Annotated in this window: 26 protein-coding genes and 1 pseudogene; 18 read left to right on the top strand and 9 right to left on the bottom strand. The window is 62.3% G+C overall.

Going from position 1 to position 22,784, the window contains the following annotated elements:
• The first annotated feature begins 92 nt into the window (after positions 1-92).
• The 8 genes from AC3WVQ_RS03560 (at position 93) to mucR (ending at position 6,858) form a co-directional block, all read left to right on the top strand.
• Positions 93-2,453, top strand: coding sequence for a putative monovalent cation/H+ antiporter subunit A (locus tag AC3WVQ_RS03560; RefSeq protein WP_090294679.1), 2,361 nt, complete (start codon positions 93-95; stop codon positions 2,451-2,453).
• A complete protein-coding gene (locus tag AC3WVQ_RS03565; protein WP_034789325.1) occupies positions 2,450-2,869 on the top strand; it encodes a Na(+)/H(+) antiporter subunit B in 420 nt (139 codons plus the stop codon). Before AC3WVQ_RS03560 ends, AC3WVQ_RS03565 begins: the two co-directional genes overlap by 4 nt.
• Complete coding sequence (locus AC3WVQ_RS03570) at positions 2,869-3,246, top strand: Na+/H+ antiporter subunit C (protein WP_060604062.1); 378 nt, start codon at positions 2,869-2,871, stop codon at positions 3,244-3,246. The genes AC3WVQ_RS03565 and AC3WVQ_RS03570 overlap by 1 nt, the downstream gene beginning before the upstream one ends.
• 7 nt (positions 3,247-3,253) lie before the next feature.
• Positions 3,254-4,816: a Na+/H+ antiporter subunit D gene (locus tag AC3WVQ_RS03575; protein ID WP_090294677.1), complete on the top strand. Its 1,563-nt coding sequence runs from the start codon at positions 3,254-3,256 to the stop codon at positions 4,814-4,816.
• Positions 4,813-5,289 (top strand): Na+/H+ antiporter subunit E, encoded by a 477-nt coding sequence (locus tag AC3WVQ_RS03580; RefSeq protein WP_034789330.1) that lies wholly within the window; start codon positions 4,813-4,815, stop codon positions 5,287-5,289. Before AC3WVQ_RS03575 ends, AC3WVQ_RS03580 begins: the two co-directional genes overlap by 4 nt.
• Positions 5,286-5,669: a cation:proton antiporter gene (locus tag AC3WVQ_RS03585; protein ID WP_090294676.1), complete on the top strand. Its 384-nt coding sequence runs from the start codon at positions 5,286-5,288 to the stop codon at positions 5,667-5,669. Before AC3WVQ_RS03580 ends, AC3WVQ_RS03585 begins: the two co-directional genes overlap by 4 nt.
• On the top strand, positions 5,666-6,025 hold the full coding sequence (gene mnhG / locus AC3WVQ_RS03590) for a monovalent cation/H(+) antiporter subunit G (RefSeq protein ID WP_492382596.1): 360 nt from the start codon (positions 5,666-5,668) through the stop codon (positions 6,023-6,025). Before AC3WVQ_RS03585 ends, mnhG begins: the two co-directional genes overlap by 4 nt.
• A gap of 401 nt (positions 6,026-6,426) precedes the next feature.
• Positions 6,427-6,858: an exopolysaccharide biosynthesis transcriptional regulator MucR gene (gene mucR / locus AC3WVQ_RS03595; RefSeq protein WP_034789336.1), complete on the top strand. Its 432-nt coding sequence runs from the start codon at positions 6,427-6,429 to the stop codon at positions 6,856-6,858.
• Between the two features lie 132 nt (positions 6,859-6,990).
• Here mucR and AC3WVQ_RS03600 read toward each other — a convergent pair whose 3' ends face one another.
• From AC3WVQ_RS03600 to AC3WVQ_RS03610, 3 genes are all read right to left on the bottom strand, one after another.
• Positions 6,991-7,413 (bottom strand): SufE family protein, encoded by a 423-nt coding sequence (locus AC3WVQ_RS03600; RefSeq protein WP_034789482.1) that lies wholly within the window; start codon positions 7,411-7,413, stop codon positions 6,991-6,993.
• Positions 7,414-7,587: 174 nt separating this feature from the next.
• Positions 7,588-8,298 carry a hypothetical protein gene (locus AC3WVQ_RS03605; RefSeq protein ID WP_090294674.1) on the bottom strand — a complete coding sequence of 237 codons (711 nt, stop codon included), beginning with the start codon at positions 8,296-8,298 and terminating at the stop codon, positions 7,588-7,590.
• Between the two features lie 185 nt (positions 8,299-8,483).
• A complete protein-coding gene (locus tag AC3WVQ_RS03610) occupies positions 8,484-8,930 on the bottom strand; it encodes a DUF5330 domain-containing protein (RefSeq protein WP_060604068.1) in 447 nt (148 codons plus the stop codon).
• A gap of 641 nt (positions 8,931-9,571) precedes the next feature.
• On the opposite strand from AC3WVQ_RS03610, the gene AC3WVQ_RS03615 reads away from it, so the two are divergent.
• The 5 genes and pseudogenes from AC3WVQ_RS03615 (at position 9,572) to AC3WVQ_RS03635 (ending at position 13,498) form a co-directional block, all read left to right on the top strand.
• Positions 9,572-11,137, top strand: a complete 1,566-nt coding sequence (locus AC3WVQ_RS03615; RefSeq protein ID WP_082572955.1) for a sensor histidine kinase — start codon at positions 9,572-9,574, stop codon at positions 11,135-11,137.
• A complete protein-coding gene (locus tag AC3WVQ_RS03620) occupies positions 11,109-12,071 on the top strand; it encodes a peptidoglycan-binding domain-containing protein (RefSeq protein ID WP_060584318.1) in 963 nt (320 codons plus the stop codon). Before AC3WVQ_RS03615 ends, AC3WVQ_RS03620 begins: the two co-directional genes overlap by 29 nt.
• A 78-nt stretch (positions 12,072-12,149) precedes the next feature.
• On the top strand, positions 12,150-12,509 hold the full coding sequence (locus AC3WVQ_RS03625) for a DUF1491 family protein (RefSeq protein ID WP_090294672.1): 360 nt from the start codon (positions 12,150-12,152) through the stop codon (positions 12,507-12,509).
• Positions 12,510-12,574: 65 nt separating this feature from the next.
• A pseudogene (locus AC3WVQ_RS03630) lies at positions 12,575-12,784 on the top strand (MerR family transcriptional regulator); the annotation flags it as partial.
• 156 nt (positions 12,785-12,940) lie between these two features.
• Positions 12,941-13,498, top strand: coding sequence for a hypothetical protein (locus tag AC3WVQ_RS03635; protein WP_348646560.1), 558 nt, complete (start codon positions 12,941-12,943; stop codon positions 13,496-13,498).
• 62 nt (positions 13,499-13,560) lie between these two features.
• Here the strand turns inward: AC3WVQ_RS03635 and AC3WVQ_RS03640 are convergent, their stop codons facing one another.
• Positions 13,561-14,634 carry a DUF2336 domain-containing protein gene (locus tag AC3WVQ_RS03640; RefSeq protein WP_090294808.1) on the bottom strand — a complete coding sequence of 358 codons (1,074 nt, stop codon included), beginning with the start codon at positions 14,632-14,634 and terminating at the stop codon, positions 13,561-13,563.
• 294 nt (positions 14,635-14,928) lie between these two features.
• Here AC3WVQ_RS03640 and AC3WVQ_RS03645 point away from each other — a divergent pair, with 294 nt between their 5' ends.
• The 3 genes from AC3WVQ_RS03645 to AC3WVQ_RS03655 all read left to right on the top strand — a co-directional run bounded on the left by AC3WVQ_RS03645 (position 14,929) and on the right by AC3WVQ_RS03655 (position 16,559).
• Positions 14,929-15,630 carry an SH3 domain-containing protein gene (locus AC3WVQ_RS03645; RefSeq protein ID WP_090294668.1) on the top strand — a complete coding sequence of 234 codons (702 nt, stop codon included), beginning with the start codon at positions 14,929-14,931 and terminating at the stop codon, positions 15,628-15,630.
• A gap of 154 nt (positions 15,631-15,784) precedes the next feature.
• On the top strand, positions 15,785-16,066 hold the full coding sequence (locus tag AC3WVQ_RS03650; protein ID WP_060516210.1) for a hypothetical protein: 282 nt from the start codon (positions 15,785-15,787) through the stop codon (positions 16,064-16,066).
• 322 nt (positions 16,067-16,388) lie between these two features.
• Entirely contained in the window at positions 16,389-16,559 is a 171-nt protein-coding gene (locus tag AC3WVQ_RS03655; RefSeq protein WP_164475067.1) for a hypothetical protein, read from the top strand.
• A gap of 182 nt (positions 16,560-16,741) precedes the next feature.
• Here AC3WVQ_RS03655 and AC3WVQ_RS03660 read toward each other — a convergent pair whose 3' ends face one another.
• The 3 genes from AC3WVQ_RS03660 to AC3WVQ_RS03670 form a co-directional block, all read right to left on the bottom strand.
• Positions 16,742-17,287 carry a DUF1254 domain-containing protein gene (locus AC3WVQ_RS03660; protein WP_034789350.1) on the bottom strand — a complete coding sequence of 182 codons (546 nt, stop codon included), beginning with the start codon at positions 17,285-17,287 and terminating at the stop codon, positions 16,742-16,744.
• Positions 17,280-17,867, bottom strand: coding sequence for a DUF1214 domain-containing protein (locus tag AC3WVQ_RS03665; RefSeq protein ID WP_034789353.1), 588 nt, complete (start codon positions 17,865-17,867; stop codon positions 17,280-17,282). Before AC3WVQ_RS03665 ends, AC3WVQ_RS03660 begins: the two co-directional genes overlap by 8 nt.
• Positions 17,868-18,023: 156 nt before the next feature.
• Complete coding sequence (locus tag AC3WVQ_RS03670) at positions 18,024-20,240, bottom strand: transglycosylase domain-containing protein (RefSeq protein ID WP_090294666.1); 2,217 nt, start codon at positions 20,238-20,240, stop codon at positions 18,024-18,026.
• 152 nt (positions 20,241-20,392) lie between these two features.
• On the opposite strand from AC3WVQ_RS03670, the gene AC3WVQ_RS03675 reads away from it, so the two are divergent.
• On the top strand, positions 20,393-20,860 hold the full coding sequence (locus AC3WVQ_RS03675) for a YcgN family cysteine cluster protein (RefSeq protein WP_034789489.1): 468 nt from the start codon (positions 20,393-20,395) through the stop codon (positions 20,858-20,860).
• Between the two features lie 56 nt (positions 20,861-20,916).
• On the opposite strand, the gene AC3WVQ_RS03680 is transcribed toward AC3WVQ_RS03675, so the two are convergent.
• On the bottom strand, positions 20,917-21,255 hold the full coding sequence (locus AC3WVQ_RS03680) for an MmcQ/YjbR family DNA-binding protein (protein ID WP_034789357.1): 339 nt from the start codon (positions 21,253-21,255) through the stop codon (positions 20,917-20,919).
• Between the two features lie 314 nt (positions 21,256-21,569).
• A complete protein-coding gene (locus AC3WVQ_RS03685) occupies positions 21,570-21,710 on the bottom strand; it encodes a hypothetical protein (RefSeq protein ID WP_164475066.1) in 141 nt (46 codons plus the stop codon).
• A gap of 808 nt (positions 21,711-22,518) precedes the next feature.
• On the opposite strand from AC3WVQ_RS03685, the gene AC3WVQ_RS03690 reads away from it, so the two are divergent.
• Positions 22,519-22,773 carry a hypothetical protein gene (locus AC3WVQ_RS03690; protein ID WP_034789359.1) on the top strand — a complete coding sequence of 85 codons (255 nt, stop codon included), beginning with the start codon at positions 22,519-22,521 and terminating at the stop codon, positions 22,771-22,773.
• Positions 22,774-22,784 lie beyond the last annotated feature (11 nt).

Consider the following 22,784-nt stretch of genomic DNA (forward strand, 5'->3'; position numbering starts at 1 on the left):
TTATCCGGATAAGGCTTGAGACCCCAACACCCTTCTTTTATGTCGGGAGTCCGATCGATCATACGATGAAATAAAAGGAGCAGGCCAGGACGATGGATGTTGCGGCCCTGACATTTCTGGCCCTCGCACTGCCTTTCGTCGCGGCATTGCTCGCGCCGCTTCTGACACGTCTTCTCGGGCACAACGCCGCCTGGGTGCTTGCGCTGTTTCCCTTGGCGATCGTGCTGCACTTTATCCGTTTTTGGCCGGAAGTCGCCAAGGGCGAGGTGGTTACGGGCGGCTATGCCTGGATACCCTCGTTCAACGTCAGCTTTTCCTGGCTGATCGACGGCCTGTCGCTCACATTCGTCCTGCTGATTGCCGGCATCGGCGCGCTGATCGTGCTCTATTCCGGCGGCTATCTGAAAGGCCACCCGCAGCAGGGGCGGTTCTTTTCCTTCATCCTGATGTTCATGGGCTCGATGCTCGGGGTCGTCGTCTCCGACAGCTTCCTGATGCTCTTTGTGTTCTGGGAACTGACCTCGATCACCTCGTTCCTGCTGATCGGCTTCGATCATTCGCGCGAGGCGGCAAGGCGCGCAGCCCTGCAGGCGCTGGTCGTAACCGGAGGCGGGGGCCTGTTCCTGCTTGCCGGACTGCTGATCATCTGGAATGTCAGCGGCGTCACCCAGCTCTCGCTGCTGTCTGCCTTCGGGTCGGAGATGCGCGAAAGCCCGTTCTATCTGGCGGCGCTGCTCCTGGTACTTGGCGGCGCCTTTACCAAGTCGGCCCAGTTCCCCTTCCATTTCTGGCTGCCGAACGCGATGGAAGCCCCGACGCCCGTCTCGGCCTATCTGCATTCGGCGACCATGGTGAAGGCCGGTGTCTATCTGCTGATGCGGCTGAACCCGGTGCTCGGCGGCACACCCGAATGGCAGATCCTTTTGCCGCTCTTCGGCGGCGCCACACTCGTCATCGGCGCGGCGCTCGCTTGCCGCCAGACTGACCTGAAGCTGATGCTCGCCTACACGACGATGGCGTCCCTCGGCCTGCTGGTCATGCTGACAGGGCTTGGCGCACCCCACGCGATCGAAGCGGCGGTGCTCTATCTTGTCGCCCATTCGCTGTTCAAAGGCGCCCTGTTCATGGTCGCCGGCATCATCGACCACGAGACCGGCACGCGCGACGTGACGAGGCTCGGGGGGCTTCGCTCCGCCATGCCGCTCACCTTCGTCATAGCGCTTGCCGCGGCATTCTCGATGGGCGGGCTGTTTCCCTTCTTCGGCTTCATCGCCAAGGAGGAGATCTACTACGCACTCTCAGGCTTCGATCGCCGTTCCCTGGTCTTTGCCGCGATTGCGATCCTCGGCAATGCACTGATGTTCGCGGTGGCCTTTGCCGTCGCGCTCAAGCCGTTCGTCGGTGCAAAGATCGAGACGCCGAAGGCGGCCCACGAGGCTCCGATCTTGCTCTGGCTCGGGCCGGCGCTGCTTGCCGCCAAGGGGCTCTCCGCGGCGCTGCTTTCCGGACTGACGCATGAACTGGTATCGACGCCGATGGCGTCGGCGATCGCGGGCGAACCCCGTGCGGTCACGATTTCGGTCGTTCCTCACGTCGGCTTGCCCTTGATCATGTCGATCGTGACCGCAGTCATCGGCATCGGCTTTTATCTGAAGCTAGACCGTGTGCGTGCCTTCATGGCGACGATCCTTGCCGATATCGGCTGGGGTCCGGATCGTGGCTTCGACCAGTTCATCCGCGAGCTCGTTCGTTTCTCCGTCGCACTGACCCGCCGGCTGCAATCCGGGCGCCTCGAAGTCTACATGACCGCGACCTTCATCCTCATTGCCTTCGTGCTTTTGGTCGTGCCGATCGCCTATGGCGAGTTCCCGCGCCCGCCGCTCTTTGCCGCCGACGTGCCGCTGCATGAATTGGCGATCATGGCGATCGCGGTCATCGGCCTCATCGCGGTGGTGCTTGCTGCCGACCGGTTGACCGCCATCGTTTCGCTCGGCATCCAGGGCTTTGCCGTCGCGGTCATCTTCCTGCTCTATGGCGCGCCGGATCTGGCCTTCACCCAGTTCATGATCGAGACGCTTTCGGTCGTCGTCCTTGCGCTTGTGATGACGCGGCTCCGGTTGTCGCCGTCGGACCATCGTCCGCTTGCGCAAAAAATCCCGGATGTCGCGATCGCCCTTGCCTGCGGTCTCGGCTTCGGGCTGATGCTGTTGAAGGTGACGGGTGTACCCTTCGATGCGACGCTCACCGACTTCTTCAATCTCTACTCGAAGTCGATCGCCCACGGCGCCAATGTGGTGAACGTCATCATCGTCGATTTCCGCGGCACGGACACGCTGGGCGAGATCGCAGTGGTGATGGTCACGGGTCTTGCGATCCTGTCCTTGGTTCGCTTGAGGGCGGGTTCGCTGCGGCGCGTCGCCGATAACGATCCGGATGCGGAGGAACGCGCATGAAGTCGGTGATTTTCCGCGCCGTCGCGCCGTTCCTGACGAGCCTCATGGTGCTGTTTTCGATCTTCGTCCTGTTGCGCGGCCACAACGAGCCGGGCGGCGGTTTCATCGGCGGCTTGATCGCGGTGTCGGCGCTGGCGATCTACGGCATCGCCTGCGGTGTCGAGACGGTGCGCCGTGCGATCTATTTCCACCCGATGGCGATTGCCGGGGCAGGCCTCCTGGCCGCGACGGTCGCCGGCCTGATCTCGATCGCCGCCCGCGTTCCCTTCATGACCGGCCTGTGGGTCTATCCCTCGGTGCTCGGCCTGGAAGTACCGCTCTCGACGGTGATGCTGTTTGATTGCGGCGTTTATCTCGTGGTCGTCGGCGCGATCAGTTCGATTGCGCTTTCGCTCGAAGAGCGGGGAGGCGAATGATGGAAGCCTGGTTCGCTCTGCTCGTCGGCATCTTCTTCACGGTCGCCGTCTATCTGCTCCTGTCGAAGTATGTCATCCGGGTGCTGCTTGGCGTTGCCATCCTCGGAAATGCCGTCAACCTCCTGATCTTTACCGGTGGCAGGCTCACGCGTGGCATCCCGCCGGTCGTTCCCAGCCACAAGGATGCGCTCGTCGGCCCCGCCGCCAACGCCCTGCCGCAGGCGCTGATCCTGACGGCGATCGTCATCTCCTTCTCCTTTTTCGCGTTCCTGCTGGTTCTTGCGTGGCGGGCATACGAGCAGCTGCAAACCGACAATACCGACGAGATGCGCGTTGCCGAGCCGAAGGACGAGCCGGCTGCGCCGCTTGGATACTGACCGACCCATGGCCGCTACAACCTCTCCCCCCGCAGATCTCTCCGCCGCGCTCGTGCTCGAGCCCGTCGCGTCTGCCGACTGGCTGGTGATCCTGCCAGTTGCCTGGTGCCTCGCAATCGGCGCCCTGCTCGTGATGCTGCGCCGGAAAATTGATTGGCATCCCTACATCGCGGTTGCCGGCCTGGCCGGGCTCGTCATCATCGACGCGCTCCTACTTCGCCATGTCCTTGCAAGCGGACCGGTAACGATGGTCATGGGGCGCTGGCTGCCGCCTTTCGGCATCGCCTTCACCGTCGACCTGACCGGCGCGCTCTTTGCTTTGACGGCCTCCGTCGTGGCGCTTGCCGGCGGCGTCTATTCGCTCGCCGACATCAACGACAGCGGTCGGCGCTACGGCTTCTATCCGTTCCTGATGCTGCTGATGGCCGGCGTCTCCGGCGCCTTTCTGACCGGCGATATCTTCAATCTCTATGTCTGGTTCGAGGTGTTGCTGATCTCGTCCTTCGGCCTGATCGTGCTCGGCTCCGAACGCGAACAGATCGACGGAGCGGTGAAATACGGCTTCCTCAACCTGGTCGCGACGACCCTGTTCCTGATCACGACCGGCTATCTCTATGCGAGCTTCGGCACGCTCAACATGGCCGATATTGCCCGCAAGGCCGAGGGGCTCGCGGGTACGGCGCCGCTGATGACGCTGACGGCGCTGTTCGTGCTTGCCTTCGGCATGAAGGCTGCTGCCTTTCCGGTGAACTTCTGGCTGCCGGCGTCCTATCATACGCCGCGCGTGGTCGTGTCGGCGCTCTTTGCCGGTCTGCTTACCAAGGTCGGGATCTACGCCTTGATCCGCGTTACCGTCATGCTGCTGCCGGTCGAGCGCGAAGAACTGAGCTTCGTCATCGCCATTGCCGGCGCGCTGACGATGCTCGTCGGCGTTCTGGGCGCGTTGGCGCAGACGGATTTCCGCCGCATGCTCGGCTATCTCGTCGTCTCCGGCATCGGCTCGATCCTTGCGGGTGTCGCCGTCGGCGGCCCGGGCGGCATCGGCGGCGCGATCTTCTACGCGCTGCATTCGATGCTCGTCATGACCGCGCTTTATCTCGCGTCCGGTGTCGCGGCGAGGCTCGGCGGCAGCTTCTCGCTTGTCTCTCTGGCGGGCCTCTATCGCCGCCATGCCGGTTTCGCGGCGCTGACGCTCATGCTTGCCTTCGCCGTCTCCGGCCTGCCGCCGTTCTCCGGCTTCTGGCCCAAGGTGATGCTGGTCAAGGCGGCGCTCGATATCGGCGCCTGGTGGCTGGCGGCCGTCCTGCTTCTGACCGGCTTCCTGACGACCATCGTCACCGGCCGCTTCTTCCTGCTCGCCTATTGGCGTGATGCGGCCTCTGGTGAGGGCGGCGCTGCGTCTGCGACGATCGCGCCGGCGGCACTTCTGCCGCTTGCAGCCTTGACTGTGCTGGCGCTCGCGATCGGTCTTTATCCGGAGCCGTTGCTTGCCATGGTTCAGAGTGCAGCGGCGGGCCTTTCCGAGCCGTCGGCCTACCTGGACTCGGTCTTCCCGGGAGGTGCCCCGTGACCAAGTTCCTGACCATCAATCTCGTGTTCACGGCGATCTGGGGCGCCATCAGCGCCAGCTTCTCGCCGGCCAACCTGATCCTCGGTTTTGCCGTCGGAGCACTGTCGCTCTTTCTCATCCGGCGCGAGCTTCAGCCGGTTGCCTACCCTGTGCGCCCGATCAAGCTTTTCCTGCTGACGGCGCTGTTCTTCAAGGAACTGGCAATTTCGGCGACCAAGGTCGCCTTGCTGGTCATTCAGCCGAAGATGGTGTTGAAGCCCGGCATCTTCGCCTATCCGCTGACGGTCAAGAGCGACTTCGAAATCGCGCTGCTGGCCAATCTCATCACGCTGACGCCGGGAACGCTGTCGGTCGACGTCTCCGACGACCGCCGCACGCTCTATGTTCATGCGCTCGACTGCGCCGATCCGGGCGGCCTCAGGCGCGATATCGCCAATGGCTTCGAGCGCCGGATCAAGGAGGCCTTCGAATGACCCTGTCGGCGCAGATCCTCGCCCTTCCCACCGGCTTTGCCTTTGTCGTCCTGTCCGCAGCGCTTCTGATAACGGTCTGGCGCATCATCCGCGGCCCGACATTGCCGGATCGGGTGCTCGGCCTCGATATGCTGGTGGCGATCGCCATCGGCCTCATCGCCGTCGTCGCCATACGCACCGGCTTCAACCTTTACATCGACATTGCCATCGCGCTCGGCCTTGTCGGTTTCCTGGCAACGGTCGCCTTCGCCCGCTTCGTCCTCGCGCGCGGCCTCTCGCCGGAGAGGGCGGCTGTCGAAGGGGGCGGAGTGCAGGTCAAACGCGCGTCGGCGACGAGAGGCAAATCGACGCAGCGCAAGCGCAAGGGGGCGCGCCGATGAGCCCGGTCCTCGAGATTGCCGTCACCCTGCTGGTCGCCGTTCTGTTGGTTGTCGGCGCGATCTTTTCGCTGCTGGCGGCGATCGGCATCATCCGTTTCCCCGATCTCTATACGCGCATGCATGCGGCCTCCAAGGCCGGCACGATCGGATCGGGCCTGTTGCTTCTGGGCGCAGGCGTGCATTCTCTCGATCCAGCCATCTTGATTCGCGCGCTCGCAGGCTTCTTTTTCTTCGTTCTGTCTGCGCCGATCTCGGCTCATCTCCTGGCAAAAGCCGCACATCAGGTAGGTTACAGACTGACAAAGCTGTCTGTCATAGATCAGCTTCCGCAAAAGGAAGAGCCGCGTCGCGACTGATCGACGACAGTTCTGAAACTGTATTTCAGAACATTACGATCGAGTGTGGCCATTTTAGCAATTTGGAGATAAACTTGCTAAGTGTCGCTAAATTTATGTTTGGATTTTTCGCGCATCGATGTTAATCGAGTAAATGTAAAGTGTCGTCGTGGAAAATACTTTGATCTGAAATTCCAGCTTGAGTTGTGAATGCTGATTGTTGCTTTGAGAGTTCGGTCGTCACCGGTGACTCGGCAGCAGGTTTTGTAATCAAATTCCAGCTCTTGATATCGCGGCCGGTGTTTCTCCTTGCCGCGTTGATGGTCCATCCCAAGGCAGCCAAGGCTTCCTGACGGCTCTTGCAAGCGTTCCTCCCCCGAAACGCCGTTTCGGGTTGTGCTTAAGTCCGATAGGAGAAAGAAATGACTGAAACAGCGCTTGGCGCGAGCCATGAACTTCTGGTTGAGCTGACGGCGGAAATCGTTGCCGCTTACGTCAGCAATCATGTGGTTCCGGTCGCCGAGCTTTCCACGCTGATCGCAGATGTGCATTCGGCGCTGAACAACACGGCGGCTCCCGCGCCGGTCGTCATCCCCGTCGAAAAGCCGAAGCCGGCCGTATCGGTCCGCAAGTCCGTTCAGGACGACCAGATCACCTGCCTCGAATGCGGCGGCACCTTCAAGTCGCTGAAGCGCCACCTGATGACCCACCACAATCTGTCGCCGGAAGAATACCGCGAGAAGTGGGACCTGCCGACCGATTACCCGATGGTCGCGCCCGCCTATGCGGAAGCACGTTCGCGCCTCGCCAAGGAAATGGGTCTCGGCCAGCGCCGCAAGCGTCGCGGCAAGTAAGACTGGTCGTCCCGCGGGCCCAATTGCCCCGCGCATGACGGATATGGGCATGTTCACAAAGGCCGGACCAGAGTGTCCGGCCTTTGTGTTTCGATGGCAATGGAGAAGGTCGTGCGTCCGGCCCCGCGCTGTTCAAGCCGCCAGGCGAAGCTCCGCCTCGTTCTTGATGCGGCGGATCATCGAGCGCAGACCGTTGGCGCGCTGGGTCGACAGATGCTCGATCAGGCCGATCTTGCCGAAGGTGTCGATCGCATCGATACGGGCGATGTCGGAGGCATGTTTGCCGGAGTAGATGGCAAGCACGATGGCGACGAGCCCGCGCACGATATGGGCGTCGGACTCGCCCTCGAAATTAAGGACGGGATCCTCGGGATTGCCGGCCGCATTGGTGACGAGCCAGACTTGGCTGGCACAACCCTGAACCTTGTTTTCCTGCGTGCGCTTGGCCTCGGGCATTTCCGGCAGCGCTTTGCCGAGCTCGATCACATAGCGATAGCGATCCTCCCATTCTTCAAGAAAGGCGAAATCGTCGATGATCTGGTCGAGCGTCGTCATGGTCCGGTCCATTCGTCGGGAGATTATAGGCTCGCCGGTCCTTGCCGCGAACACTTTCATTCCTGTTCTTGCCCGCCGCTTTCACGCGCTCGAGCTTTCAGCCTTCATATAGGCGATGGCAGAGCCATTGAGAACCGGCAAATATACGACGGATGCGGAGCACCTATCTCTTGGTCAGACCGAGATGCTTGTCGGGATACTGATTGAAAAGGTCACGTTGCCGCCAGCGCCCTCGATATTGCCGGTGGCGGCCGAAAGCGACTGGCCGGCGGTCCGGGCCTCATCCGCATCGCGGCCGGATCCCTTGGCGCGTAATTCCTGCTCCGCCTTGCGCAGCAGTTGCTTCACTTGTTCGGCAACGGATTTGAGTTCGGCTGCCACCTTCGCCAGGGGATCGGAGCCGCCGTCATCCCCGCCGAATTCGCGATAGGCACGCTCGGCAAAGCTTGTCCGTTCCGAAGAGGGCTCAGCCTCACCGCCGGTCACGGGGGCATCGGTTTGCGCGCTGGACGCATCTGCTTGCACGGTGCCGGCATCGGCAAGCACGGCTGCGGCCGAGGCGGATGCGACGCCGCTTGCCGCTCCCCCGCCGCCGGCGCCGGCCAGCTGTTGGGCGGCCGTGCCGAGCTGTTGTGCAAGCTGCTTGGCGAGCCTTGCAAGCGTTTCCGGGTCCGATGCGAAGAACCGGAGCATGCGGAGCTGCTCCTTGACTTCGTCGAGCTTCTTTTTAGCGGCAGCGGCGCGGTTCGCAGCACTTTCGTCATCGCGGCCAAGAAGCAGGGCGGTCGAGGCAGGGCTCTTGCTTTCGCCAACTGCGCCGGGGGCGGCGCCGGACGCCGCCGGGCGTGTCACGCTGGCGTTCGAGAAAAGCCCATAAATCTGCATTGTCTGCCTCCAGCCGTCGGTGCGGCGGACCTAAGCAGGCAGGGCTTGCGTGTGGCTGTGCGGCGAGAAAATCAGCGGTTGCGGGTGCAAAAAAGAAAACGCCGCGAGGGGATGGGATCCTCGCGGCGGCCGCAACGGGACGGCAAGTCAGGCAGTAAGTCAGGAATGTGCAGGATGCGGCGCGGTCACTGGATAACGGCAGCCTTGGGGTCGAGGCGCTTTTCCGGAACCGGGGTGCGCTTGAAGACCGGTTCGGCGTCGAGGGTGCTGACCTCGGTCGCCGGAGCTGCCACGTCGGCAGCCGGCGTGACCGTACCGGTCGTCACCTTGGCATCCGGCGTCGTGGCATCGGTTTCGGCAAACTGTGTGTCGAGGAATTCGTAGGCGATGCGGGCGCCTTCGCGGGCTCGGTGGCCGAGGGCAACGAAGGTTTCGGCACCCTTCTGGCAGACATCCGGCTTCTGGATGCAGATGGCGCTGATGTATTGGAACGCCTCATTGGCAGCAGAGAAGGTGTCGCCGAGTTCTACTTTCGGGGCGTGTTCGAGTTTCTGCGCGCTCGAAGGGTCGAGGAACGGCAGCAACACCAGTACCAGCGAAAACCAGAATGTCGCCTTGATGAGAAACCACATGTTCTGCCCATCCTTCGTTCGGCTGCCGCGGCCCGCCAGTCTTGTAGCCGGCTTTTGCACCTTCGACATCCCGCAGCGCCGTGGTATCCCCTGATACCCGTTCACGCCACCTTCTAATCCTTGGAGCCTGCCGGCGTTCTCTTGGTGCCCGGCCCCTTGTTGAGATCGACATTACGGCGGGAATCACAAGACGGCTTTTCGAAATCGAGCGGCATTTGCTTCAAATTTTAATGAAATGCCGGTGTCCGGCGATTTGCAGGGCATTTGTGTCGCATTTTAGCGTTCGCCGTTAAGGTTCGTGGCAGAGCCGGGCGCGGCAACCCCGAACGCAGCGGCAATCGCACGCCAAAAGCCGCGCCACAATCGTTAACACAGTGCAGAAAATGCACAGAAATCCGTTGCTTACGCCCCATTAACCACAAGAAATGAAGGTCGCCCGATTTGGCTCAAAACGGGATTTTTCGACCGTTTCGCACGGTTCCGGCACGGCCGCGTTTATTCTTTCATTAAGCCGGGGGTGCGAGATTCCGACATGTCACGAGGCGGCTTGAGTCTCGATCCAAAGGGTCGTGAAAACAGAGAGCGTCGGCCTCGCAAGAACAACAAATGTAGCAGGGTAAAGCGTGAGCGTATTGCGTAACATGGCTGGCAGATGGACGTCCCGTGTGGACGAGGTCGCGGCCCTGTGGCTTCCCCGTCGTGAGGCGTCTTCGCCGGCCGATCTCCGCCATGCGAAGCGTTTGCGCACGCTGGCAGCGGTTTCCCTGACGGCCCTGCCGGTGGTGCCGCTTGCCCTGTCGCTCGCCATGCCCGTGTCTTCGGCTCTTCCTTTGGGCACCGCTCTTTGGGCCTCGGCCTCGCTGCTTGCGGCTGCCGGCGCGATTGTTCGCGGCCGCGCGCCGGAAGATGTGGCACCGCCATTGGAGCCGGTCGTTCCGGATCTGTCTGCCGCCTATGACCTCTTTGCGGGTCTGGTGACTGTGCATGATCTGCGCGGCAACGTGCTTTCCGTGCACGGCCGCGACGCGGCCGAGCATCTGACCCTGATGCGCGATCCAGCGGGCCGGGGTTTCATCGAGCAGATCCACATATCCGATCGCATCACCTTCCTGAGCGCGATCGACATTCTTCGCCAGGGCGGCGACCGGGCGACGGTCGACATCCGCATCGAGCGGCGCACGCTGCCGATCGAAGGCGAACAGTTTGTCTATATGTCCTGTGAGCTGGCGCCGCTGCGCGACGACAATGGCCGGCTGGTCGCGATCCTCGCTCAGTCGCGTGATGTCTCGCAAGAAGCGGGCCTGCGCGCCGAAGCTGCGGCCAGAACAGCCGAGGCGGTATCGGCAAACGATGCCAAGACGCGCTTCCTTGCCGCCGTCAGCCATGAACTGCGCACGCCGCTCAATGCCATTCTCGGCTTTTCCGACGTGCTTGCCGGCGAGTATTTCGGCAAGCTCGAGAACGATCGCCAGCGCGAATATGTGGGCCTGATCCATAAGTCCGGCGAGCACCTGCTTTCCGTCGTCAACACCATGCTCGACATGAGCAAGATCGAAGCCGGTCGCTACGAGCTGATGCCCGAGCCCTTCGGTGTGGCCGAAGCCGTTTCCGCCTGCGAGGCGATGTTGTCGCACCAGGCCACGGAAAAGGGCGTGAAGCTTGCAAGCCGCATCACCCGCGGCATCGGCGAGATCAACGCAGACCAGCGCGCCTTCCAGCAGATCCTCATCAATCTGGTCGGCAATGCCATCAAGTTCACCGATCAGGGCGGCGTCGTCACGATCGATGCGGAGGCCGACGGCGCGATGCTGAAGCTTTCCGTCAGCGATACCGGCATCGGGATTGCGGCCGACAAGCTGGCGCTGCTTGGTCAACCTTTTGTCCAGATCCAGAACGATTATACTCGCCGCTACGAAGGCACCGGCCTTGGCCTCTCGCTGGTCAAGGGTCTGGTTGCGTTGCACGGCGGAGAGCTTTCCATCCGTAGCCGCGAAGGCGAGGGTACCGTCATCGTCGTCACGCTGCCGCGTGATGGCTCCGGTATCGCCTGCGCGGAGCAGGAAGAAGCGCGTACGCCGGTGACGGTGGAATTTCCGCCGCGCCTGAAGGATTGTGATGTCGCCCCGGCCGCCGAAGGGGGGCGGTTCGAGGGGAAAAGCTTGAACGAGGAACGGGGATATGGCACCGCGCAAGCGAAAACAGCCTGACCGGAAAAAGGCTGCGCGGCAAACGCCCGGCCTGGCCGTGCGCGGGCTGGTCCTTGCCGGACGGGGTGCTGGGCTTGCCGGTCGTCTGATGGCGCGCCATCCGTTGGTGTCCGGTGGCTCGGCCGCCTTCCTCGTCGTGTTCTCCTTCGTTGCGGCCAATGCCATGTGGTATCAGCACGGCACGCACCCGTCGCCGCTGTTGCGCACCCGCGTCCCGCTCGTCAGCGCCGAAACGGCGCAGCGAATCGCCATCGCCAAGGGCGAGGAGATCGAGCCGCGAAAGGTGACCACCTTCGTTATCGAGCGCGAGGGTGAGGCAAAGGCTGAAAACGTCGAGGATGTGATCGCGTCTGCCTCCGCGGACGTGGCGTCGGAAAAGCCGTCGCCCGAACGGGTCGCGAGCGTGCCGGATCCGGCGCAGTCGAAGCTTGTCTCCGAGATCCAGAAGGAATTGGGCCGGATCGGCCTTTATGACGGCGCGCCGGACGGACGGAGCGGTCCGCGCACGGCAGCAGCGATCCTGCGGTTCGAGGAGCGAGCGGGTCGCACGGGAACCGGCGCGGCGAGCGTCGAGCTGCTGCAGGCCTTGAAGTCTGCACCGGCTGAAAAGGCCGCCGCGGTTCCGGCTGGACGGCCGCTTTCCGAAACGAAGGGCGGGGGCGTGGAAATCGATCCGGTCGCTGCGGCCATCCGCTCGGCCGAGAAGGAAAGCACCTTCGTTCCGCGTGCGGAAATTCCGGTATCGAGCGAACTGGTGCTGAACATCCAGAAGGGTCTCAGCAACCTTGCCTATGCGGACGTGGCGGTCGACGGTGTTGCCGGAGAACAGACGCGGGCAGCCATTCGCCACTTCGAAAAGCACTACCGCCTGCCACAGACCGGCGAACCCAATCCCCAGGTGCTGAAGAAGCTCAAGGAAATCGGCGCGCTCTGACGCATTTAGTGCACGCTCGCGCCTGTCGTCGCTCAGCTGCGGTTTGCCTCCTTCGCTCCGCGCGTGTATCAGCCTCCCATGCGCCTGAAGTCCTACATCTTCGTCTCGTCCCTGCTGCGTCGTGCGTTTTCGCTTGGCGGCTATGCCGCGGTGCTGCGCAAGGGAGCAGAGGACGCCGGCGCGATCTTCATTCGCCAGCGGACGCGTTTGGGCACCGAGACGCTCTTTGCCCCGGCGCCGCAGAATTTCTTCGCCGACGAGATTGATCTCGGCCGCAAGTTCGAAGTGCGGCTCAGCGACAGCGACGCCGAGCAGGTCGACGCGGCGCTTGCAAGCGAGATCCGCTTCGATCCGGATTGCTGGATCGTGGAGATCGAGCTGGACGACCGCGGCGATCTGTTCGAGGTCGTTGCCGAAGATGGAAAAGGCCGGCCCTGACGCCGTCTTGCCGAATGCGCCGACCTGCTTGACTCTCCACTTGGTGGAGGCGGTAGGACGCGTTTATGGACGATCAGATCTTTTCGATAGGCGAAGTTTCGAAGCTGAGCGGCGTACCGGTCAGGCGGCTTCGGTTTTACTCGGACAAGGGGTTGCTGCCACCGTCCACACGGACGGAGAGCGGTTACCGCATGTATTCCGGGGCCGACCTGGCGCGGCTGGACCTCGTCCTTGCCCTGCGTGAAGCGGGCGTGAGCCTCGCGGACATCAGCAAGATCCTGGCCAGCCGAACCTCGTTTACCGACGTTCTGGCTTTGCGGCTTCGAACGCTCGAAACGGAAATCCGGTCAAAGCGCCGGATCGCCACGGCCTTGAGAATGGCTTTGAGGATCCATGAACCCTCCCCAACGGATCTCAGGAGATTGTGGATCGTGACCAAAATTTCAAAGACGGAATTTCGTGCCGCGCTCGAGCGTTTCTATGATGACGTCGCCGGCGGCGCGCCGATGGATGCGGCGTGGAAGACGAAAATGATGGATGCCGGTACGCCGGACCTGCCGGACGACCCGACAGCCGAACAGGTCGACGCCTGGGCGGAACTGATGGAGATGCTGTCGGACAAGGCCTATGCCGCTGAGATGCGCGCCCACATGTCGGACCTGTGGACGCAGGAGTTCGATCCCGCCGCCTACGCTCAAGCCGCCGATGCCACCTTTGCGCGGGTGAGAGCGGCGATCGACAATGGCCTGGGGCCCCAGTCGGCCCTCGGCAGAGAGATCGCTGCCGAGTGGCTGGCGCAGTCGGCAAGGGCGATGAAGCGGGCTCCGGATCAGGTTTTCCTGGATTGGCAGCTCGAACAGTATCGCAAGCACCACGCCCGTTCGGCGCGTTACCAGGAATTGATGGCGGTGTTGCAGGGGCAGGCGCCGCAGGCTCCGACCGGTCGTGAGTGGAGCTGGATCATCGACGCGATGAAGCAGCTTTTCTAGGGCGGGAAGGTCGGCTCCATCGCCGAAGTTGCAAGACATGCCCGCATGAACGGCAGCATGTGTCAGCCGCGGCGGCGGCCAAATAGTCGCTGCGGCTGGCCGTTGACGGACGTTGCTGCAACTTTGCGCGGGCCAACGTGGCGCGTGTCGTTTGCAGTATTTTCGGCAAAATAGGCTTCGTGCCTTGCCGCGGGCGCCGCGTTTTCGGCTTCCGCCTCGAGCCAGGCATCGAGCTGCGCGCGACAGGCGGTGCGGTCTATGGCGCCAATCAAGGCGGCGGCATGGCTGGTTTCGCCAAAGGGCTCGCGAAGATGTGGATAGAGGGCCTGAAGCACGAAGCCGGCATCGGCCACATCGACGTCGAGTGCGACCAGGCTCGTTGCCAGCATCTGTCCGGAAATATCGAGCAGGATGCGCTCGACCTGCGCATCCCTGGTGCCGAGCGCCTGACCGAGGACACGCGAGAACAGGATAATCTCGCCGCTCCTCGCAAAACGCACGAGCAGAGCGGCATGTACGTCTGTCATCGTCGCGGACGACGGCGTCTGTGGAATATTTTGCGGACGGGCGCCAGCGAGCGCCTTGATCTCGCGGCGAAGCGCCTCTTCGCGCGCTGTACGCAATGAAGCGGCTTCGTCTTCCTGGCTCGCTTGCTCTGCTGCTGCCGCTTTCACGGCGCTGCTGCGCGCTGCCAGTCCCGGCGGGTTGTGATGTTCGACGAGCGCATCGACGACGAGCGGAGAGAGGTTCGGGCGGCGGCCAATGGCGGCGGCATGTTCCGGCCCGCGCTCACGGATGATCGTTATCAGCGTACGGTCCGCGATCGCCTTCGAACGGGTCAGGAAAATTGCCGCGATGGCGATCGGCATACCGCCGATCAGCGCTGCGACTGTCTCTGGAATTTGCTGGCATTGCGAAAGGGCGGCTGCAGCCTGCCGGCGGGCTTCGTTGCTGGAACCAAGGAAGAGCGGCTCGAACAGCTCGGCAAATTGCTTCATGTCGGACTTGCGGGGAAAACGCAGGCTTTCGAAACCGGTGACGGTCGCCATCAGGACGACGTCCTTCAAGCGGCCAGTCTGTGGCCTTTCCAACTCACGAAAGCGATCCGTCACGATAATTCCCTGCACGCAAAACATGATCGCCATTGCCGGCGATCCGGAACGGCACACGTCGCAAAAATTAGAAGAAAAGCGTTAGCGTACTGTTAACTATGGATGTTGGAGCTTTATTCAGGCTTGCGGCACACCGAGGGCGGGCGGAGCGCCTACGGATCGCCGCGCCGGCACCGCAAATCTCGGGGACATCCGCGGCCGTAGCCATAAAAAATCCACATGCTGTCATGAGTTATCGCGGCGACGGTGAAGGGCCCGGACGCCCGCCGACGTTGGGGGCCGTGTGAAGAGGGGCCTCTCCATGGGAGATATGGAACTGTGAAGAAATTTATTCTGCGCGCAGCGGCGGTCTGCGCGCTCCTTGTGGCTCCGGCGATTGCGCAGGCTGCCGAGGGTTTTGCTACCGCCAACGTCAACATGCGCTCCGGTCCGAGCACGCGCTACCCGGCGGTGTCGATGATCCCGGTTGGCGAATCAGTCGAAATCCATGGCTGCCTTGCGGATCTGCCGTGGTGCGACGTGTCGTTCTACGGCGGCCGTGGCTGGGTTGCCGGCCGTTATGTCCAGGCCGACTATCGACGCAACCGCGTCTATGTCGAACCGCGTTATTATCGCCCGCTCGGCATTCCGACGGTTGTCTTCCAGTTCGACAGCTATTGGGACCGCAACTACCGCGGCCGCGATTTCTATCGTGAACGCGATCGCTGGCGCCGCGGACCGGATTGGGTCGATGACCGGCGTGATCGCCGCGATTGGGAGCGGCAGCGCGAGCGCGAGCGCCGTGACTGGGAGCGTGAGCGGCGCAGCAATCAGCGCGACTGGGAGCGCCGGCAGCGCGACGAGGACAAGTGGCGCGACGACGAATGGCGCCGTCAGCGCACGGAACGCGAGGATCGGCGTGATTGGGAACGCCGCGACGACGGCGTGCGCGTGCGACAGGACGACGGCACCGTCTATGAGCGCGCCCGTCCGGCTCCGATGGTTCGCTGCCAGATCGACGATCCCTACTGCGAGAACTGATCCGCACACGGCGCGTCGGCGCGCCTTGTCTGATGGGAAAAAACGGGCGGCCCTGGTCGCCCGTTTTGCGTTTCGCGAACCTGCTTTCAACGGTTTTTGGCGGAACCAAACGCCAGCCGGCGCGTTGAGCCCGCGCAGACAAGGGAGCGTTGTAATGGTCGAAAAGAAACTGCAAGCGGTGGAAAAAGTTGCCGTGAGTGAAGCCGAATCGGACGCCCGCGCCGAGGTTGACGCACAGATCGCCGAGCTGCGCGCGGAAATCGCCCGCCTGACGGAAGCGGTCACGGCGATCGGAACGAGCACGAAAGCGGTTGTGCAGGGCGAGGCGGATCTTCTGGCTGAGCGCGTGCGCGAGCGTGTGCGCGAAGAGCCTCTGTCGACCCTGGTTGCCGTTGCGGGCGTGTCCTTCCTGTTCGGTTTGATGTCCCGGCGCTAGCGGGTGAGGCGGGTCTTCGCCCGGATTGCCGTTGTTACCTTGGATACATCGCCGGGACCGTTCGACAGACATACTGAACGCAGGTTGGGGTTGCAGATCGTTTATTAGTAATCTGTTAACCAACCTGTGGCTCAATCGAAGCGGACCCGGTATCATCGGGTCGCGTCGTGAACCAGAACAGCAACATCCGGGCGACCGGAAGAAGGAGCAAACGAGAAAGGCGCGCCTGTCCAGGAAAGATCTGGGAAAATGCGCTGGCCCGAGAAGGGCAGGGTGAAATCTGTACGGTAGTTCATCCGTCTCAAGATTTGTGGAGACGAGCATGGCAGACGTTATCAGAATTCAGGACCGCAAGGTTCGTATACCGCCGCACCGGCCTCCGGCCATTTCGGGTGGAGCGAAAGTGCTGCTGTTCACCGGCATCCGCTACGAGCGCCTCGATCGCGACCCGCAGCCGACAGCGCCGGACGGACGCCGCATCAAGAAGCAGTGAGCCGCGGCACTCCTGCGTATTAGGCCACACAAACGGTCGCGTTCAAGACACTGTCCTTGCCCGGTTCTGCGGGCTCATCCCCCATGCACTGCTGCGCCCGACGGGGCATCGAATCATCGCCGCGCATCTCGGCGTGGATTTTCTTAGCTTGCCGCTGTTGCTCGACGACCATAGCGGATGGTCTAGCGACGGAACGGTTCGCAGGTCGATTCCGCAAGGAAGTTCCGGACCTGCTCTTCAAAGCTGTCGACCGGCGCCATCGCTCTCAGCACGGCAAAGCCATCCTGTTCCTTCATCTCGACCATGATCGATTGTGCAAGCGCCTGTGGCGGAGATTTTCGCAACTCGACCAACTGGATTGGCGTTGCGACGACAAGGTCCAGTTTGCCGTTGACCGCCGTGTGGTCGTTCATGCTGAAGACCTCGTTCGAATTGCCGTCGAAGACGGCGAGCGACCAGAACGGCACGTTGCCGCTTGCGAGGAAACGCGCCGGTCCATCCGAGATCGAGAAGCTGCAGACCGCGGTTCTCAGATAAGGATCGTCATTGGCAAGGCCAGTCGGCCCTGGTGTGCTGGTCAGCGCAAAGAAGCTGTCCATCTCCAAAAGCCCGAGGATGCGGGTATAGGCATCGCGGCCGGTGAACTGCGGCAGCGCCAGCACGATGATGATGTGCAGCAGGGCGGCGCCGACCAGACCGAGAATTGTGGCGAAGAGCACGCTACGCATCGCCGCAACCCGTCTTGGTGATAACCGGCATGGCGAGATCGATCAGGCCGGACGAGCCGGCCGTCGGCGTATCGAGCAGCGTCAGCACCAGCCGGAACGTGCCCGAGTGGCGCACGGCCAGCCAGTTGTCGGGCTTCGCATTCGGCGACACATGGATGCTGAAGTTGCTGTTTTCGCCGCGCAGAACGCTCCAGGAATTGAGCGCCGAGGGGAGGTCGGAACCGGGCCTCAGTGGCAGGCCTTCGGCATTTGCGGCGTAAAGCGTCCAGAACCGGGCCTGCGGCGTCAGCCCCGCAACATCATAGGAGCAGGCCGCCTGAAGCTTCTCGCCCTTGCTATCGACCTGGGCACTGAACATCAGCCCTTCGGCGCCGCCATAGAGCAACTCGCCGGCGCGCGCCCGATGTGCCTTGGCATAGGGGTCGGCATTGGCCGTCTGCGCCTCGGGAAAGGCGACCCAGGGGCCGATCGCGATCGAGCCGAAGCCGACGGTCGCTTTCAACGCCCATACCGCCGAGGCGATGCCGCCGCCGAAGGCGATGGCAAGGGTAAGCGCGACGAGGAAGGGGATTCGAAACAAGGGCGACTCTACCGGATATGGTCCTGCGGCGTAGCACCGCCGCGTTGACACCCTATGTCGCCGAAATCCGCGCCCGGCGCAACGGCGACCGCGTCGCCGGTCCCGAACCCGACACCGCAATCGCGAAGCGGAAGAAGAGTGGACATGCCCGAAACGTCAGTTGCTGGCGGCATCGGGCTTCGCCTGTGCGGACCGTGGTTCATCATCCGCGCCGAGAGAGGCAAGCTTGCCGCCGGCCTTCTCGGGCGCCTTCAGTGCGGGGGCCTTTTCGAAGGTCTCGCCGATGCTGCGCAGCAGCCGGGTGACATCGGTCGAAAGCGAGCGTGGCCGCACCAGCGGCGGCAATGCGTTTTCGTCCGGCTTCGCGGTTGCCACCTGCGGCGGCTGCTTCGCCGGCGCCGTCGGCGCGGTGATCCCCGGGATCGTCCGGTGTTCGATGCCCTGTTCGGCGTAGTCCATCAGCCGCTTGAAGGTCATCGCCGGCAACGAGCCGCCGGTCATGTTGTTGGTCGAGGTGTAGTCGTCGTTGCCGAACCAGACCGCGGTCGTATAGTCGCCGGTGAAGCCCACGAACCAGGCGTCGCGATAGGCCTGTGTTGTGCCGGTTTTGCCGCCGACGACGATGCCGTTGTCGAGCGCGGCCTTGCGCGCCGTACCGATGACCGGGATCTGCGTCAGCATGGAGTTCATCGACGTATTGGCGGTTTCGGAGAGGATGCGCCGGGCCGGCGGCTCGTCACGTCCGAAATCGTAGAGAATGTCGCCGTCATAGTTGAGGACCTGGCTGATCCCGTGCCGGCGTGACTGCATGCCACCGGCTGGGAAGACCGCGTACGCCGTCGCCTGGTCGAGCACGGTTACTTCCGAGGTGCCGAGCGGCATGGTCTTGTCCGTGCGGATCGGCGTCTCGATGCCCATGTCCTTGGCCGTCTGGGCGATCAGGTCAGTGCCGAGCTTGTCCTTGGCGAGGCGCACGGGAATGGTGTTGATCGACTTGGCGATGGCCGTCAGGATGGTGATGCGGCCGGCATAGCTGCGGCCATAATTCTGCGGCGACCATCCGCGCCAGGTGATCGGCGCGTCGACGACAACCGTTTCCGGCGTCATGCCCTTTTCCATCGCTGCCGCGTAGGTATAGACCTTGAAGGAAGAGCCCGGCTGACGCAGGGCCCGTGTCGCACGGTTGAACTGGCTCTCGCCATAGTCGCGGCCGCCGACCATGGCCCGCACGGCGCCGCCGTTTTCGACCATCACCAGCGCACCCTGCTTCACGCGGAAGCTCTCGCCATATTGGCGCAGGCTCGATTCCACCGAATCTTCAGCGGCATTCTGCAGGCCCATGTCGATCGTGGTGCGCACGATCAGCGAATGCTGTGCGAAGGGGCGGGCGATGCGCTGGACTTCGTCGAAAGCCCAGTCGAGGAAGAAGTCGGGCGCCTTCACCTGGGCGCGGTCGATGACCGTCGCCGGGTTGAGGCGTGCGGCGATCACCTGGCCTTCGGTCATCAGGCCGCCCTGGACGAGGTTGGTCAGAACCTCGTTGGCGCGTCCGCGTGCGGCCGGCAGGTTGACGTGCGGGGCGTAGCGGGCTGGCGCCTTGAAGAGGCCGGCAAGCATCGCGGACTCGGCAAGGCTCACGTCGGTGATCGACTTGCCGAAATAGAACTGCGCCGCGGCTGCCGCACCGAAGGTGCCGCCGCCCATATAGGCGCGGTCGAGATAGAGCCGGAGGATTTCCTTCTTCGACAGGTTGCATTCGAGCCAGACGGCGAGGAAAGCTTCCTTGATCTTGCGCTCGATCGTCCGCTCGTTCGACAGAAAGAGGTTCTTGGCGAGCTGCTGCGTCAGTGTCGAACCGCCCTGGACGACTCCACCGGCGCGTGCATTTTCGGTCATGGCGCGGGCAAGGCCGAGGAAGTCGATGCCCCAATGGTCGAAGAAGCGCCGGTCTTCGGTCGCCAGCACCGCCTTGATCAGATGATCGGGCAGCTCGTCGATCGGTACGGAATCTTCGTGGATGATGCCACGATGGCCGATCTCGTTGCCGTAACGATCGAGGAAGGTGACGGCGAAATCGCTCTGGGCACGCCAGTTGCCCTTGGTTTCCTCGAAGGCCGGAAGGGCGAGCGCCAGCATCAGCACCGAACCGACAGTGCCCCAGTTCATGCCTTCGCCGAGCACCTCGAAGACGGCTTTTTTCCAGCCCGTCACGCGGAAGCGGCGGAAGAAGATGGTGGTGTCTTCCCACCATTGCCCCAGCTTGAAACCGGCATTCCAGACTGAGGAATCGATCCAGGAGTCGATCCTGAGAAAGATGTGCCGTTTCTTCGGCCGATTATCGTCTTTCCTCGGTTCCCGCACGGTCTCAACCACCTGAAGGCTCTACGGCATCATGCCGGCGCCATGTAATATTTGCACGGCGTCAAATTCCAATCTACTTGCATATCGCGCCGCCGGCCTTAAAAAACCGGCAATTTTCTGCGAAATTTCTGTATCGCGAGCGATTTGACGAAAGTGTGATGACGATGGGCGAAATGCCTTTCTGGAAGGCGAAAAGCCTTGAAGACATGACCGATACCGAGTGGGAAAGCCTCTGTGACGGCTGCGGCCTCTGTTGTCTCAACAAGCTCGAGGATTGGGACACCGGCGAGATCGCCTGGACCTCGATCCGCTGCACGCTTCTCGACGGCGAAAGCTGTCGCTGCAAGGACTATCCCAACCGCCAGGCGACCGTGCCCGACTGCATCCAGCTGACGCCGAAGGCCGTGCGCGAGATCACCTGGCTGCCGCCGACCTGCGGCTACCGGCTGGTGGCTGAAGGGCGCGATCTCTACTGGTGGCATCCGTTGATTTCGGCCGATCCGGAAACGGTTCACGCCGCGGGCATTTCCGTCCGCGGCCGCACCGTTGCGGAAGACGGCATCGACGTCGACGACTATGAGGATTATCTCGTCACCTGGCCGCTGGAAGTGGGGCAGGAAAACGTGGAGTGACAAGGGGTTAGTCGAGGCGGCGGAATCGTTTTGGCAGTGTGTCGGCCGCGACGCCTCTAATGGCTGCCGCCGTTCTTCTTGACGAGGCTCTTCGGCGCAACGTTGCGCCACGCCGTCTCCATCGACTGCCGCACGAGATCCTCGTCGGCCTGGACGAAATAGAGCGAGGTCCAGCCACGGTCGCCCCAGCCGCCGGGCACCGCGGCGCAGACGCCGGGTTCCATCTCCAGAAGCATGCGCTGCTGATCCGGTGTGAACTTGAAAACGGCGCGCCCGGCTTCCGGCAGGCTCATGAAAATACGCTTCCCAACGCGGAAATCTCGCGTTCCGAAATGCGCATTCTCCTCCGTTCCAGGCAGGCTTAGCGCGAGTCTTTCGATCTCTTCCGTCAGCATGAAGAAAGATTAACATGCTTTTGCCGAATGGCAAAAAGGCTGAAAATCACTACAAAAATTGCAAGGAGTGTCCTTGAAGCGCGGGCTCGAGAAGGGCGCTGGCGGAGCCTGATCGGGCTGCGTTTATGGCCTTTGCGGTCAGTGGTCGATCACCCACGGCATAGGGCCGGAAACGCCGCGACCGGCGGTGGTAGGCTCACCGCCGGTTCGCTACGGAATGTCGAAAAACGCCTTAAACAGGCGCTGTCCGACGACAATCTATGGATATGCAGGTGAAGGGCCGGTGACGCCTAGGCGCGCCACTCAGGCGGGCCTCATTCGGCCGGTGCGACCGGCTTCGGCGTTGCCTCGCTCGCGGCGCGCATCTCACGCCATTCGCTCTCGAAACGGTCGAGCAACGATTGCGGTACTTTGGACTGCTGAGATGCGGGCTGGTTGTTTGCGAGCGTCTGCATGCGATCCTCCCGGGTTCTGTGACGGTTTCATGATGTAAGGTGTGGCGGACAATTTCACATCGCAAAGGCTTTGTAAATCAGTGGCTTAAATCATTTAAACGATTGAAAAATCTTTAAATCGATTAATTTTTCGTTTATACACAGCACGCATCGCGCCCGGACGTCAACAGGTTTAAGTTGCAGGTATTTTTGAAGTAATTTACGCGCATAGATTGCGGCAAAGGGCCAACCGTTTCGCGGCTCTCTATTAAGAGAGAAACGGTGCTGCGGCGTGATCGGTGCCGTCATGACGGATTGCGTCGACTGGTTCGAAGGACACGATGGCTGAGCCTTGTTCGGGAGCGGCGCCGACGGACCTGAATCAGTTTCTGAGATGTTTGATTCACGCTGCGAGCGACAGCCGCCAAAGGATTCAAAAGAATCGAGAAAATGCGTGCGCAGCCATGCCGCGCTTGATCGGGAACGGGTTCTTTCGCGTTAGCGCATGCCGGCGAAGAGATGCTAGCGAAACATGCTTAACGAAAGCTGACCGTTGGCTGGCGTCGTCTGGTGGCCTTGGGTTCCGGGCCGTGTTCCTCGCGTGATTGCGTCGCTAAAACTGTCGCAGGAAGCGGCTATGGCTTGGCAAGGGAATGAGCAATGCGGGTTTCCACCAGGGAAGAATCGCCGCAATCTAAGGTCGGATTTCGGGGAAGGTAATGCGTTTCCCGGTAGTGCCTGCCGGTCCAAATGGCCGACATTCATTTGCCATTCAGCCTCGTTCGGTTATTGCTTCTGCCATGATGCTTCCCAAGTCGAAAGTGCGTTCATGTCTTCACCAGTGATCATAGCCGCGCTTGCTGCAGGCCTCGCCGGCTTCAGCCCGCCTGCGATCAGCGTGCCGTCGGATATTGTCGTTCGTGTGTCCGGCGATTGCAGCGCGGCTGCAGCGCAGGTCGTTGCCGACACTGGTGGCGAGTTGCTGTCGGCACAGCCGACGTCCGATGGCCAGTGCGTGATCACCGTGCTTGTTCCTGGCAATGGCGGTAGGCCGAAGAAGGTCACCGTCAAGGTGCCGATGTAGGCTATCCCTGC

Source organism: Ensifer sp. EB106-05-01-XG146 (assembly GCF_058791875.1).

Excerpts from the sequence above, each read along its gene's own strand:
- AC3WVQ_RS03615 (WP_082572955.1), top strand. The coding sequence starts at position 9,572 with ATGGCTGGCAGATGGACGTCCCGTGTGGACGAGGTCGCGGCCCTGTGG.
- AC3WVQ_RS03675 (WP_034789489.1), top strand. The coding sequence starts at position 20,393 with ATGGGCGAAATGCCTTTCTGGAAGGCGAAAAGCCTTGAAGACATGACC.
- AC3WVQ_RS03585 (WP_090294676.1), top strand. The coding sequence starts at position 5,286 with ATGACCCTGTCGGCGCAGATCCTCGCCCTTCCCACCGGCTTTGCCTTT.
- AC3WVQ_RS03660 (WP_034789350.1), bottom strand. The coding sequence starts at position 17,287 with ATGCGTAGCGTGCTCTTCGCCACAATTCTCGGTCTGGTCGGCGCCGCC.
- AC3WVQ_RS03625 (WP_090294672.1), top strand. The coding sequence starts at position 12,150 with ATGCGCCTGAAGTCCTACATCTTCGTCTCGTCCCTGCTGCGTCGTGCG.
- AC3WVQ_RS03690 (WP_034789359.1), top strand. The coding sequence starts at position 22,519 with ATGTCTTCACCAGTGATCATAGCCGCGCTTGCTGCAGGCCTCGCCGGC.
- AC3WVQ_RS03650 (WP_060516210.1), top strand. The coding sequence starts at position 15,785 with ATGGTCGAAAAGAAACTGCAAGCGGTGGAAAAAGTTGCCGTGAGTGAA.
- AC3WVQ_RS03560 (WP_090294679.1), top strand. The coding sequence starts at position 93 with ATGGATGTTGCGGCCCTGACATTTCTGGCCCTCGCACTGCCTTTCGTC.
- AC3WVQ_RS03565 (WP_034789325.1), top strand. The coding sequence starts at position 2,450 with ATGAAGTCGGTGATTTTCCGCGCCGTCGCGCCGTTCCTGACGAGCCTC.
- AC3WVQ_RS03655 (WP_164475067.1), top strand. The coding sequence starts at position 16,389 with ATGGCAGACGTTATCAGAATTCAGGACCGCAAGGTTCGTATACCGCCG.
- AC3WVQ_RS03610 (WP_060604068.1), bottom strand. The coding sequence starts at position 8,930 with ATGTGGTTTCTCATCAAGGCGACATTCTGGTTTTCGCTGGTACTGGTG.
- AC3WVQ_RS03640 (WP_090294808.1), bottom strand. The coding sequence starts at position 14,634 with ATGTTTTGCGTGCAGGGAATTATCGTGACGGATCGCTTTCGTGAGTTG.
- AC3WVQ_RS03575 (WP_090294677.1), top strand. The coding sequence starts at position 3,254 with ATGGCCGCTACAACCTCTCCCCCCGCAGATCTCTCCGCCGCGCTCGTG.
- AC3WVQ_RS03570 (WP_060604062.1), top strand. The coding sequence starts at position 2,869 with ATGGAAGCCTGGTTCGCTCTGCTCGTCGGCATCTTCTTCACGGTCGCC.
- AC3WVQ_RS03620 (WP_060584318.1), top strand. The coding sequence starts at position 11,109 with ATGGCACCGCGCAAGCGAAAACAGCCTGACCGGAAAAAGGCTGCGCGG.
- AC3WVQ_RS03680 (WP_034789357.1), bottom strand. The coding sequence starts at position 21,255 with ATGCTGACGGAAGAGATCGAAAGACTCGCGCTAAGCCTGCCTGGAACG.
- AC3WVQ_RS03600 (WP_034789482.1), bottom strand. The coding sequence starts at position 7,413 with ATGACGACGCTCGACCAGATCATCGACGATTTCGCCTTTCTTGAAGAA.
- mucR (WP_034789336.1), top strand. The coding sequence starts at position 6,427 with ATGACTGAAACAGCGCTTGGCGCGAGCCATGAACTTCTGGTTGAGCTG.
- AC3WVQ_RS03605 (WP_090294674.1), bottom strand. The coding sequence starts at position 8,298 with ATGCAGATTTATGGGCTTTTCTCGAACGCCAGCGTGACACGCCCGGCG.
- mnhG (WP_492382596.1), top strand. The coding sequence starts at position 5,666 with ATGAGCCCGGTCCTCGAGATTGCCGTCACCCTGCTGGTCGCCGTTCTG.
- AC3WVQ_RS03685 (WP_164475066.1), bottom strand. The coding sequence starts at position 21,710 with ATGCAGACGCTCGCAAACAACCAGCCCGCATCTCAGCAGTCCAAAGTA.